The organism is Klebsiella grimontii, assembly GCF_900200035.1.
Taxonomy (GTDB): Bacteria; Pseudomonadota; Gammaproteobacteria; order Enterobacterales; family Enterobacteriaceae; genus Klebsiella; species Klebsiella grimontii.
This window is the reverse complement of record NZ_FZTC01000037.1, coordinates 1-10,587: the sequence shown is the minus strand read 5'-3', so window position 1 is coordinate 10,587 and position 10,587 is coordinate 1. Positions and strand designations below refer to the sequence as shown.

At 62.7% G+C, this 10,587-nt stretch carries 14 protein-coding genes and 2 pseudogenes; 11 read left to right on the top strand and 5 right to left on the bottom strand.

All coding sequences use genetic code 11. The features are described from left to right. A pseudogene (locus tag KOSB73_RS27065) lies at nucleotides 1-411 on the bottom strand (VWA domain-containing protein); the annotation flags it as partial. Between the two features lie 32 nt (nucleotides 412-443). Then, nucleotides 444-899: an Hg(II)-responsive transcriptional regulator gene (gene merR / locus KOSB73_RS27060; RefSeq protein WP_001166628.1), complete on the bottom strand. Its 456-nt coding sequence runs from the start codon at nucleotides 897-899 to the stop codon at nucleotides 444-446. A 71-nt stretch (nucleotides 900-970) separates the two neighbouring features. Between merR and merT the strand changes: the two genes are divergently transcribed. From merT to KOSB73_RS26995, 11 genes are all read left to right on the top strand, one after another. Next, on the top strand, nucleotides 971-1,381 hold the full coding sequence (gene merT, locus KOSB73_RS27055; protein WP_020833727.1) for a mercuric ion transporter MerT: 411 nt from the start codon (nucleotides 971-973) through the stop codon (nucleotides 1,379-1,381). A 15-nt stretch (nucleotides 1,382-1,396) separates the two neighbouring features. After that, nucleotides 1,397-1,672, top strand: a complete 276-nt coding sequence (gene merP / locus KOSB73_RS27050; protein ID WP_000732275.1) for a mercury resistance system periplasmic binding protein MerP — start codon at nucleotides 1,397-1,399, stop codon at nucleotides 1,670-1,672. Nucleotides 1,673-1,699: 27 nt separating this feature from the next. Beyond that, entirely contained in the window at nucleotides 1,700-2,125 is a 426-nt protein-coding gene (merC, locus tag KOSB73_RS27045; RefSeq protein WP_000522996.1) for an organomercurial transporter MerC, read from the top strand. Nucleotides 2,126-2,163: 38 nt separating this feature from the next. Next, the gene (gene merA / locus KOSB73_RS27040; RefSeq protein WP_000209296.1) at nucleotides 2,164-3,849 is read left to right on the top strand and encodes a mercury(II) reductase; all 1,686 of its coding nucleotides are present in this window, start codon (nucleotides 2,164-2,166) and stop codon (nucleotides 3,847-3,849) included. Nucleotides 3,850-3,866: 17 nt separating this feature from the next. Then, nucleotides 3,867-4,232, top strand: a complete 366-nt coding sequence (gene merD / locus KOSB73_RS27035; RefSeq protein ID WP_001277466.1) for a mercury resistance co-regulator MerD — start codon at nucleotides 3,867-3,869, stop codon at nucleotides 4,230-4,232. Then, nucleotides 4,229-4,465: a broad-spectrum mercury transporter MerE gene (gene merE / locus KOSB73_RS27030; protein WP_001087807.1), complete on the top strand. Its 237-nt coding sequence runs from the start codon at nucleotides 4,229-4,231 to the stop codon at nucleotides 4,463-4,465. Before merD (KOSB73_RS27035) ends, merE (KOSB73_RS27030) begins: the two co-directional genes overlap by 4 nt. 65 nt (nucleotides 4,466-4,530) lie before the next feature. Then, nucleotides 4,531-4,743 carry a DUF3330 domain-containing protein gene (locus KOSB73_RS27020; RefSeq protein WP_000993245.1) on the top strand — a complete coding sequence of 71 codons (213 nt, stop codon included), beginning with the start codon at nucleotides 4,531-4,533 and terminating at the stop codon, nucleotides 4,741-4,743. Nucleotides 4,744-4,935: 192 nt separating this feature from the next. Then, the gene (locus KOSB73_RS27010; protein WP_045291308.1) at nucleotides 4,936-6,618 is read left to right on the top strand and encodes a Mu transposase C-terminal domain-containing protein; all 1,683 of its coding nucleotides are present in this window, start codon (nucleotides 4,936-4,938) and stop codon (nucleotides 6,616-6,618) included. A 2-nt stretch (nucleotides 6,619-6,620) separates the two neighbouring features. Then, nucleotides 6,621-7,529 (top strand): TniB family NTP-binding protein, encoded by a 909-nt coding sequence (locus tag KOSB73_RS27005; RefSeq protein ID WP_000393453.1) that lies wholly within the window; start codon nucleotides 6,621-6,623, stop codon nucleotides 7,527-7,529. Then, nucleotides 7,526-8,743 (top strand): TniQ family protein, encoded by a 1,218-nt coding sequence (locus KOSB73_RS27000; RefSeq protein WP_036991834.1) that lies wholly within the window; start codon nucleotides 7,526-7,528, stop codon nucleotides 8,741-8,743. The genes KOSB73_RS27005 and KOSB73_RS27000 overlap by 4 nt, the downstream gene beginning before the upstream one ends. Nucleotides 8,744-8,803: 60 nt before the next feature. After that, nucleotides 8,804-9,418: a recombinase family protein gene (locus KOSB73_RS26995; protein WP_000904941.1), complete on the top strand. Its 615-nt coding sequence runs from the start codon at nucleotides 8,804-8,806 to the stop codon at nucleotides 9,416-9,418. Between the two features lie 52 nt (nucleotides 9,419-9,470). On the opposite strand, the gene merE (KOSB73_RS26990) is transcribed toward KOSB73_RS26995, so the two are convergent. The 3 genes and pseudogenes from merE (KOSB73_RS26990) to KOSB73_RS26980 form a co-directional block, all read right to left on the bottom strand. Further along, nucleotides 9,471-9,707, bottom strand: a complete 237-nt coding sequence (gene merE / locus KOSB73_RS26990) for a broad-spectrum mercury transporter MerE (protein WP_001087809.1) — start codon at nucleotides 9,705-9,707, stop codon at nucleotides 9,471-9,473. After that, a complete protein-coding gene (gene merD, locus KOSB73_RS26985; RefSeq protein ID WP_098141293.1) occupies nucleotides 9,704-10,069 on the bottom strand; it encodes a mercury resistance co-regulator MerD in 366 nt (121 codons plus the stop codon). The genes merE (KOSB73_RS26990) and merD (KOSB73_RS26985) overlap by 4 nt, the downstream gene beginning before the upstream one ends. A 16-nt stretch (nucleotides 10,070-10,085) precedes the next feature. Further along, nucleotides 10,086-10,505 (bottom strand): annotated as a pseudogene (locus KOSB73_RS26980) (mercury(II) reductase); the annotation flags it as partial. Nucleotides 10,506-10,587 lie beyond the last annotated feature (82 nt).

The following is a 10,587-nucleotide window of genomic DNA, read 5'->3' as shown; positions in this document are numbered from 1 at the left end:
GTTATCGATTCGCCGATCGCTGAAGGTATCCAGTTTTTCGAGAATACCGTAATTCGAGCCGCCGAGGCCCACAAATTTCCAGAAAATGGGGTAGTTGGCCGAGCGGCGTATGGCTTCTTTGATTTCACGGGTTTTACTAATCCCACCATCCGTAATGCAGACAACATAGACCGGCAGTGTGCTGTCCTTGAAGAAGTCGATCACCTCATTCATAACCGGCGGCTCGTTGTTCGTCCCGCCCAGGCCCGGAAGAATTTCCCAGGTTGACCGGTTTCCAGTACTCTGGATCCCGGCGATATAACCATCAAGATTGTCCAGGGTGACGTCAGGGTATTTCTTGTGACGCTCAGCAAAGCCCCATACATCCATCGTGCCGTCATCGTCGAACTGGACTGACAGAACAGCTATACGGGGTCGTCTCAGAATTCGGAAAATAAAGCACGCTAAGGCGTAGTCACCCCGTGACTCCCCCGCGCCGATGCAGCGAGCTTCGTTCCGTCTTGCAGTGACGCAATCAGCGGGCAGGAAACGTTCCCTTTCCGCGCATGGCAGGCGCACACCAGTTCAGACAGCACGGCCTCCATGCGTGCCAAGTCGGCCATCTTCTCGCGCACATCCTTGAGCTTGTGCTCGGCCAGGCCGCTGGCTTCCTCGCAATGGGTGCCATCCTCCAGCCGCAGTAGCTCGGCGATTTCGTCCAGGCTAAAGCCCAGCCGCTGGGCCGATTTCACGAACCGCACTCGTGTTACATCCGCCTCGCCATAGCGGCGAATGCTGCCATAGGGCTTGTCTGGCTCCGGCAGCAGGCCCTTGCGCTGGTAGAACCGGATGGTCTCCACATTGACCCCGGCCGCCTTGGCAAAAACGCCAATGGTCAGATTCTCAAAATTAATTTGCATATCGCTTGACTCCGTACATAACTACGGAAGTAAGCTTAAGCTATCCAAACCAAATTTGAAAGGACAAGCGTATGTCTGAACCACAAAAGTCTGAACCACAAAAGTCTGAACCACAAAAGTCTGAACCACAAAAGTCTGAACCACAAAACGGGCGCGGCGCGCTCTTCGCCGGTGGGCTGGCCGCCATTCTTGCGTCGGCCTGCTGCCTGGGGCCGCTGGTTTTGATCGCCTTGGGGTTCAGCGGGGCATGGATCGGCAACCTGACGGTGCTGGAACCCTATCGCCCGATCTTCATCGGCGCAGCGCTGGTCGCGCTGTTTTTCGCCTGGCGGCGCATCTACCGCCCGGCGCAAGCCTGCAAACCGGGTGAGGTCTGCGCGATTCCCCAAGTGCGAGCTACTTACAAGCTCATTTTCTGGATCGTGGCCGCGCTGGTCCTGGTCTCGCTCGGATTTCCCTACGTCATGCCATTTTTCTATTAATCACAGGAGTTCATCATGAAAAAACTGTTTGCCGCCCTCGCCCTCGCTGCCGTTGTTGCCCCCGTGTGGGCCGCCACCCAGACCGTCACGCTGTCCGTGCCTGGCATGACCTGCGCCTCTTGCCCGATCACTGTCAAGCACGCGCTTTCCAAGGTTGAGGGCGTGAGCAAGACCGACGTAAGTTTCGACAAGCGCCAGGCCGTCGTCACCTTCGACGATGCCAAGACCAACGTCCAGAAGTTGACCAAGGCGACCGAGGACGCGGGCTATCCGTCCAGCCTCAAACGCTGATCCGTTAACCGAACTCGGGAGCGACACATGGGACTCATCACGCGCATCGCTGGCAAAACCGGCGCGCTCGGCAGCGTCGTTTCCGCGATGGGCTGCGCCGCCTGTTTTCCTGCCATCGCCAGCTTTGGCGCGGCCATCGGACTGGGCTTCTTGAGCCAGTACGAGGGGCTATTCATTGGCATCCTGCTGCCGATGTTCGCCGGCATCGCGTTACTCGCCAATGCTATCGCTTGGCTCAATCATCGACAGTGGCGACGCACGGCGCTCGGCACGATAGGCCCGATCTTGGTGCTGGCAGCGGTGTTTTTAATGCGGGCTTACGGCTGGCAGAGCGGTGGACTGCTCTATGTCGGCCTGGCCTTGATGGTTGGGGTGTCGGTCTGGGATTTCATCTCGCCAGCACATCGCCGCTGCGGGCCGGACAGCTGTGAATTGCCAGAACAACGTGGCTGACGGCAACAGCCGTAGCCACCACAGAAAAGGAAAAATACATGACCACCCTGAAAATCACCGGGATGACCTGCGACTCGTGCGCGGCTCACGTCAAGGAAGCCTTGGAGAAAGTGCCCGGCGTGCAATCGGCGCTGGTGTCCTATCCGAAGGGCACAGCGCAACTCGCCATTGAGGCGGGCACGTCATCGGATGCGCTGACTACCGCCGTGGCCGGACTGGGCTACGAGGCAACGCTTGCCGATGCGCCACCGACGGACAACCGCGCCGGCCTGCTCGACAAGATGCGCGGCTGGATAGGGGCCGCTGATAAGCCCAGTGGCAACGAACGCCCGTTGCAGGTCGTCGTCATTGGTAGCGGTGGAGCCGCGATGGCGGCAGCACTGAAGGCCGTCGAGCAAGGCGCGCAGGTCACGCTGATTGAGCGCGGCACCATCGGCGGCACCTGCGTCAACGTCGGTTGTGTGCCGTCCAAGATCATGATCCGCGCCGCCCACATCGCCCATCTGCGCCGGGAAAGCCCATTCGACGGCGGCATGCCACCCACACCGCCGACGATCTTGCGCGAGCGGCTGCTGGCCCAGCAGCAGGCCCGTGTCGAAGAACTCCGTCATGCCAAGTACGAAGGCATCCTGGACGGCAATTCAGCCATCACCGTTCTGCACGGTGAAGCGCGTTTCAAGGACGACCAGAGCCTTATCGTTAGTTTGAACGAGGGTGGCGAGCGCGTCGTGATGTTCGACCGCTGCCTGGTCGCCACGGGTGCCAGCCCGGCGGTCCCGCCGATTCCGGGCTTGAAAGAGTCACCCTACTGGACTTCCACCGAGGCCCTGGCGAGCGACACCATTCCCGAACGCCTTGCCGTAATCGGCTCGTCGGTGGTGGCGCTGGAGCTGGCGCAAGCCTTTGCCCGGCTGGGCAGCAAGGTCACGGCCCTGGCGCGCAATACCTTGTTCTTCCGTGAAGACCCGGCCATCGGCGAGGCGGTGACAGCCGCTTTCCGTGCCGAGGGCATCGAGGTGCTGGAGCACACGCAAGCCAGCCAGGTCGCCCATATGGACGGTGAATTCGTGCTGACCACCACGCACGGTGAATTGCGCGCCGACAAGCTGCTGGTCGCCACCGGCCGGACACCGAACACGCGCAGCCTGGCATTGGAAGCGGCGGGGGTAGCCGTCAATGCGCAGGGGGCCATCGTCATCGACAAGGGCATGCGCACCAGTAGCCCGAACATCTACGCGGCCGGCGACTGCACCGACCAGCCGCAGTTCGTCTATGTGGCGGCAGCGGCCGGCACTCGTGCGGCGATCAACATGACTGGCGGCGATGCGGCCCTGGACCTGACCGCAATGCCGGCCGTGGTGTTCACCGACCCGCAGGTCGCCACCGTGGGCTACAGCGAGGCGGAAGCACATCACGACGGGATCGAGACCGACAGTCGCCTGCTAACACTGGATAACGTGCCGCGTGCGCTTGCCAACTTCGACACACGCGGCTTCATCAAGCTGGTCATCGAGGAAGGTAGCGGACGGCTCATCGGCGTGCAAGCGGTGGCCCCGGAAGCGGGTGAACTGATCCAGACGGCGGTGCTCGCCATTCGCAACCGTATGACCGTGCAGGAACTGGCCGACCAATTGTTCCCCTACCTGACCATGGTCGAAGGGCTGAAGCTCGCGGCGCAGACCTTCAGCAAGGACGTGAAGCAGCTTTCGTGCTGCGCCGGATGAGGAAAAGGAGGTGTTCAATGAGCGCCTACACAGTGTCCCGGCTGGCCCTTGATGCCGGGGTGAGCGTGCATATCGTGCGCGACTACCTGCTGCGCGGATTGCTACGGCCGGTCGCGTACACCACGGGCGGCTACGGCTTGTTCGATGACACCGCGTTGCAACGGCTGCGCTTTGTACGGGCTGCCTTCGAAGCGGGTATCGGCCTGGACGCACTGGCGCGGCTGTGCCGGGCGCTGGATGCTGCGGACGGTGACGGTGCGTCTGCGCAGCTTGCCGTGTTGCGGCAACTCGTCGAGCGTCGGCGCGAGGCCCTGGCCAGCCTCGAAATGCAACTGGCCGCCATGCCAACCGAACCGGCACAGCACGCGGAGAGTCTGCCATGAACAGCCCAGAGCACTTGCCGTCTGAGACGCACAAACCGATCACCGGCTACTTGTGGGGCGCGCTGGCCGTGCTCACCTGTCCCTGCCATTTGCCGATTCTCGCCATTGTGCTAGCCGGCACGACGGCCGGCGCGTTCATCGGGGAGCACTGGGGTATTGCAGCCCTCACGCTGACCGGCTTGTTTGTCCTGTCTGTGACGCGGCTGCTGCGGGCCTTCAAGGGAAGATCATGACCGCTTCCCAGCCAGCCGAGAGTGGGCAGCTTTGAGCTTCGCTACCAATCTGGAGGAGTACCACCATGAACGCAAACGCCCCGAACACTGCCAGTTGCACCACCTGCTGCGTATGCTGCAAAGAAATTCCGCTCGATGCCGCCTTCACCCCGGAAGGCGCGGAATACGTCGAACATTTCTGCGGGCTGGATTGCTATGAACGCTTCCAGGCACGCGCCAAGGCCGCGACAGAATCTGACATTGCGCCTGTCCCTGGCGGTTCGCAGCCGTCAGATTGAGGCATACCCTAACTTGATGTCAGATGCCATGTGCAAACGATGTCAGAATTGTCATTTTCAGAAGACGACTGCACCAATTGACGGGGCGTAACGCCAGGTGTGCAGTCGGCTCCTGACCACGCAATATCAGAAGTCATCTGCACCAATCTCGACTATGCTCAATACTCGTGTGCACCAAAGCGAGGTGTGAGCATGGCGTCAGACACATTACCAATTGCCGAGCAGGGCGTGGCCACCCTGCCCGATGCGGCATGGGCACAGGCCCGGCACCGGACCGAAATCATCGGGCCGCTGGCAGCGCTTGAAGTGGTTGGGCATGAAGCCGCCGATGCCGCTGCTCAAGCGCTGGGCCTATCCAGGCGGCAGGTGTATGTCCTGATCCGGCGTGCCCGGCAAGGTGCTGGGTTTGTGACGGACCTGGTTCCCGGCCAGTCCGGCGGCGGAAAAGGCAAGGGACGCTTGCCGGAATCAGTTGAGCGCATCATCCGTGAGTTGCTGCAAAAGCGCTTCCTGACCAAGCAGAAGCGTAGCCTGGCGGCGTTCCACCGCGAGGTCGCGCAGGCTTGCAAAGCGCAAAAGCTACGGGTGCCGGCGCGCAACACTTTGGCCCTGCGGATCGCCGGCCTCGACCCGCTCAAGGCCACTCGCCGCCGGGAAGGTCAGGATGCGTCCCGCAGCCTGCAAGGTGTCGGTGGTGAGCCTCCCGCCGTGACCGCGCCACTGGAACAAGTGCAGATTGATCACACGGTCATCGACCTGATCGTGGTGGACGAGCGCGACCGGCAACCGATTGGCCGTCCGTATCTGACCATCGCCATCGACGTGTTTACCCGCTGCGTGCTCGGCATGGTCGTCACGCTGGAAGCGCCGTCATCTGTTTCGGTCGGCCTGTGCCTTGTGCATGTCGCCTGCGACAAGCGTCCCTGGCTGGAGGGTCTGAATATAGAAATGGATTGGCCGATGAGCGGCAAGCCCAGGCTGCTCTACTTGGACAACGCGGCCGAGTTCAAGAGCGAGGCGCTGCGCCGTGGCTGCGAGCAGCACGGCATCCGGTTGGACTATCGTCCGCCAGGGCAGCCGCACTACGGCGGCATCGTGGAACGGATCATCGGTACGGCGATGCAGATGATCCACGATGAATTGCCAGGGACGACCTTCTCCAACCCTGACCAGCGCGGGGACTACGATTCCGAAAACAAGGCCGCCCTGACATTGCGTGAGCTGGAGCGCTGGCTCACGTTGGCGGTGGGCACCTATCACGGCTCTGTGCACAACGGCCTGCTTCAGCCGCCGGCGGCGCGCTGGTCAGAAGCCGTGGCGCGTGTCGGTGTACCGGCTGTCGTCACCCGCGCCTTGGCTTTTTTGGTCGATTTCCTGCCCATCATTCGCCGTACTCTGACTCGCACCGGCTTTGTCATCGACCACATTCACTACTACGCCGATGCGCTCAAGCCGTGGATAGCTCGGCGCGACCGCTTGCCTGCGTTCCTGATCCGGCGCGACCCGCGCGACATCAGCCGCATTTGGGTGCTGGAGCCGGAGGGGCAGCACTATCTGGAAATTCCATACCGCACCTTGTCGCACCCGGCTGTCACCCTCTGGGAACAACGACAGGCGCTGGCGAAATTGCGGCAGCAAGGGCGCGAACAGGTGGATGAGTCGGCGCTGTTTCGCATGATCGGCCAGATGCGCGAAATCGTGTCCACCGCGCAGAAAGCTACGCGCAAGGCGCGGCGCGACGCGGATCGACGCCAGCATCTCAAGGCAACGGCAGTTCTTTTCAAAACCACGCCACCACCGGACGCGGACATGGCTGACCCGCAGGCAGACAACCAGCCACCTGCCAAACCGTTCGACCAGATTGAGGAGTGGTAGCCGTGGAAGAATATCCCATCATCGACTTGTCCCACCTGATGCCGGTGGCCCAGGGCTTGGCCCGTCTTCCGGCGGACGAACGCATCCATCGCCTTCGCGCTGACCGCTGGATCGGCTATCCGCGAGCAGTCGAGGCGCTGAATCGGCTGGAAGCCCTGTATGCGTGGCCGAACAAACAACGCATGCCCAACCTGCTGTTGGTCGGTCCAACCAACAACGGCAAGTCGATGATCGTCGAGAAATTCCGCCGCACCCACCCGGCCAGCTCCGACGCCGACCAGGAGCACATTCCGGTACTGGTCGTGCAGATGCCATCCGAACCGTCGGTAATCCGCTTCTACGTCGCGCTACTTGCCGCGATGGGCGCGCCATTGCGCCCGCGCCCACGGCTGCCGGAAATGGAGCAATTGGCGCTGGCACTGCTACGCAAGGTCGGCGTGCGCATGCTGGTGATCGACGAATTGCACAACGTCCTGGCCGGCAACAGCGTCAACCGCCGGGAATTCCTCAACCTGCTGCGTTTCCTCGGCAACGAGCTGCGCATCCCGCTGGTCGGGGTCGGCACACGCGATGCCTACTTGGCGATCCGCTCGGACGACCAGTTGGAAAACCGCTTCGAGCCGATGATGCTGCCGGTGTGGGAGGCCAACGACGATTGCTGCTCACTGCTGGCCAGCTTCGCGGCTTCGCTCCCGCTGCGGCGACCCTCGTCGATTGCCACGCTGGATATGGCCCGCTACCTGCTCACGCGCAGCGAGGGCACCATCGGCGAGCTGGCGCACCTGTTGATGGCGGCGGCCGTCGCTGCCGTGGAGAGCGGTGAGGAAGCGATCAACCATCGCACGCTCAGCATGGCCGATTACACCGGTCCCAGCGAGCGGCGGCGGCAATTCGAGCGGGAACTGATGTGAAGCCAGCGCCACACTGGCCACTGCATCCGGCACCCAAGGAAGGCGAAGCCCTGTCCTCATGGCTCAACCGGGTCGCCGCCTGCTACCAGATGGACGTGCACGAGCTGCTGGCCCACGATCTTGGTCACAGCCAACTTGATGACCTGGATACCGCACCATCCTTGTCGTTGCTGACGGCGCTCTGCCAGCGCAGTGGCGTCGAGCTGGAGCGGTTGCGCAGCATGAGTCTTGCAGGCTGGGTGCCGTGGCTGCTCGACAGTCTCGACGATTCGGTACCAGCAGCCTTGGAAACCTATACATTCCAATGCGCGGTGCTCCTGCCCAAGCGCACCCGCAAGGTGCGGTCCATCACTCGCTGGCGTGCCTGGCTACCGAGCCAGACGATTCGCCGGGCGTGTCCGCAGTGTCTGAACGATCCAACGAATCAAGCTGTGCTACTCGTCTGGCAGCTCCCCTTGATGCTGAGCTGCCCGCAGCATGGCTGCTGGCTGGAGTCCTACTGGGGCATGCCCGGCCGGTATCTTCAGTGGGAAATCGCCGATGCTGCGCCGCGCCCTGCCGATGACGCAATCGCCTGCATGGACCGGCGCACCTGGCAGGCGCTGACGACGGGTTTTGTGGAGCTGCCGCGTCGGCGTGTCCACGCCGGCTTGTGGTTCCGGCTGCTGCGCACCCTGCTTGATGAGCTGAACACGCCGCTCTCGCACTGCGGCAGTTGCTCGGCGAGCATCCGCCATGTCTGGGAGCGCTGCGGCCATCCGCTGCGCGCCGGGCAGAGTCTGTGGCGTCCCTACGAGATTCTGGCCCCGGCGGTGCAGTGGCAGATGCTGGAGGCGGCGGCCACCGCCATCACGCTGATCGAGTCAAAGGCGCTGATCCCGCGCGGGGAACAGGCCGCGCTGTTTCAGACGGAGCCGCACACTGGTTTCACCAACGGCCTGCCGGCGAAGGTGCCGAAGCCGGAACCCATCAACCACTGGCAACGAGCAGCCCAGGCCATCGATGAGGCCATCATTGAAGCGCGACACAACCCGGAGACGGCCCGCTTGCTGTTCACACTGGCGTCCTACGGGCGACGCGACCCCGAATCCCTGGAACGTTTGCGCGCCACGTTCACCAAGGAGGGCATCCCGCCGGAGTTTTTGTCACATTACGAGCCTGAATGGCCGTTTGCAGGTCTTAGACTAAATGACGGGTTAAGTGACAGTTTTTGACGGCGAGAACTTTCTGGCTCACACTGTCACATAATCGAACGTATATGTGACAGGTACGACATGCTGATAGGCTACATGCGGGTATCGAAGGCGGACGGCTCCCAGGCTACCGATTTGCAGCGCGACGCGCTGATTGCCGCCGGGGTCGATCCAGTACATCTTTACGAGGACCAGGCATCCGGCATGCGCGAGGATCGGCCCGGCTTGACGAGCTGCCTGAAGGCGTTGCGAACTGGCGACACACTGGTCGTGTGGAAACTGGATCGGCTCGGACGCGACCTGCGACATCTCATCAACACCGTGCACGACCTGACTGGGCGCGGCATCGGCTTGAAGGTATTAACCGGGCACGGCGCGGCCATCGACACCACGACCGCCGCCGGCAAGCTGGTCTTTGGCATCTTCGCCGCCCTGGCCGAGTTCGAGCGCGAGTTGATCGCGGAGCGCACGATTGCCGGCCTAGCCTCGGCCCGCGCGCGCGGGCGGAAAGGCGGCCGGCCGTTCAAGATGACCGCCGCCAAGCTGCGGCTGGCGATGGCGGCAATGGGTCAGCCAGAGACCAAGGTCGGCGACCTGTGCCAGGAACTTGGCGTCACGCGGCAGACCCTGTATCGGCATGTTTCACCCAAGGGTGAGCTACGTCCAGATGGCGAGAAGCTACTCAGCCGAATTTGATGCCGGCATGAGGCAACGTAGCGACAGCGTGGTTTGTCTCAATGGGAAGCGCTCATGATCGATCTTTGAAGGCCCGCAGCAGTCGTGTCACAGACAGGACGAACAAACCGGTCAGCGTGAGGGCTGCGATACCCCAGTACTCTCCGATGAACGCGCCGGCCGTCGTGCCGGCCAGCACAATGGCGAGAATCGGCAAATGGCAGGGACAGGTGAGCACGGCCAGCGCGCCCCACAGGTAGCCGGTGATCGGTTTGTGCGTCTCGGACGGCAAGCGCTCGGGGCTGTTCATGGCAGACTCTCCGCGTACTGTGCCGGCTCGGTCGGCATGGTGGCCAACTGCACCTCCAGATCGGCCAACGCTTCGCGCCGACGCTCGACGAACTGGCGCAGAACGGCAAGCTGCGCGGCCGCTTCATCGCCGTCCGCAGCATCCAGCGCCCGGCACAGCCGCGCCAGCGCGTCCAGGCCGATGCCCGCCTCGAAGGCCGCCCGCACGAAGCACAGCCGTTGCAAGGCGGCATCATCGAACAGGCCATAGCCGCCCGGGGTGCACGCCACCGGACGCAGCAATCCGCGCAGCAGGTAGTCGCGCACGATATGCACGCTCACCCCGGCATCAAGGGCCAGCCGGGACACGGTGTAGGCGCTCATTGAAAACCTCCTTTTTTTATCCAGCGCAGCAGGAAAGCTGCTTCACGTCCTTGTTGAAGGTCTGCGCCGCAAGCTTCAACCCCTCGACCATTGTCAGGTAGGGGAACAACTGGTCGGCCAGTTCCTGCACCGTCATGCGGTTGCGGATGGCGAGCACCGCCGTCTGGATCAGTTCGCCCGCTTCCGGGGCCACCGCCTGCACGCCGATGAGCCGTCCGCTACCTTCCTCGATGACCAGCTTGATGAAGCCGCGTGTGTCGAAGTTGGCAAGCGCTCGCGGAACGTTGTCGAGTGTCAGCGTGCGACTGTCGGTCTCGATGCCATCGTGGTGCGCTTCCGCCTCGCTGTAGCCCACGGTGGCGACTTGCGGGTCGGTGAACACCACTGCCGGCATCGCGGTCAGATTGAGGGCTGCGTCGCCGCCGGTCATGTTGATGGGGTCGTCTCAGCAAACGGAAAATAAAGCACGCTAAGCGTGCGTGGAGGCTGGCACCCAGCGGTACCACGTCGGAATGGAC

Coding starts and splice junctions, on each gene's coding strand:
- merA (WP_000209296.1), top strand. CDS start 2,164: ATGACCACCCTGAAAATCACCGGGATGACCTGCGACTCGTGCGCGGCT.
- merT (WP_020833727.1), top strand. CDS start 971: ATGTCTGAACCACAAAAGTCTGAACCACAAAAGTCTGAACCACAAAAG.
- merD (WP_001277466.1), top strand. CDS start 3,867: ATGAGCGCCTACACAGTGTCCCGGCTGGCCCTTGATGCCGGGGTGAGC.
- merP (WP_000732275.1), top strand. CDS start 1,397: ATGAAAAAACTGTTTGCCGCCCTCGCCCTCGCTGCCGTTGTTGCCCCC.
- merD (WP_098141293.1), bottom strand. CDS start 10,069: ATGAGCGCCTACACCGTGTCCCGGCTGGCCCTTGATGCCGGGGTGAGC.
- merR (WP_001166628.1), bottom strand. CDS start 899: ATGCAAATTAATTTTGAGAATCTGACCATTGGCGTTTTTGCCAAGGCG.
- merC (WP_000522996.1), top strand. CDS start 1,700: ATGGGACTCATCACGCGCATCGCTGGCAAAACCGGCGCGCTCGGCAGC.
- merE (WP_001087807.1), top strand. CDS start 4,229: ATGAACAGCCCAGAGCACTTGCCGTCTGAGACGCACAAACCGATCACC.
- KOSB73_RS27020 (WP_000993245.1), top strand. CDS start 4,531: ATGAACGCAAACGCCCCGAACACTGCCAGTTGCACCACCTGCTGCGTA.
- merE (WP_001087809.1), bottom strand. CDS start 9,707: ATGAACAGCCCCGAGCGCTTGCCGTCCGAGACGCACAAACCGATCACC.
- KOSB73_RS27010 (WP_045291308.1), top strand. CDS start 4,936: ATGGCGTCAGACACATTACCAATTGCCGAGCAGGGCGTGGCCACCCTG.
- KOSB73_RS26995 (WP_000904941.1), top strand. CDS start 8,804: ATGCTGATAGGCTACATGCGGGTATCGAAGGCGGACGGCTCCCAGGCT.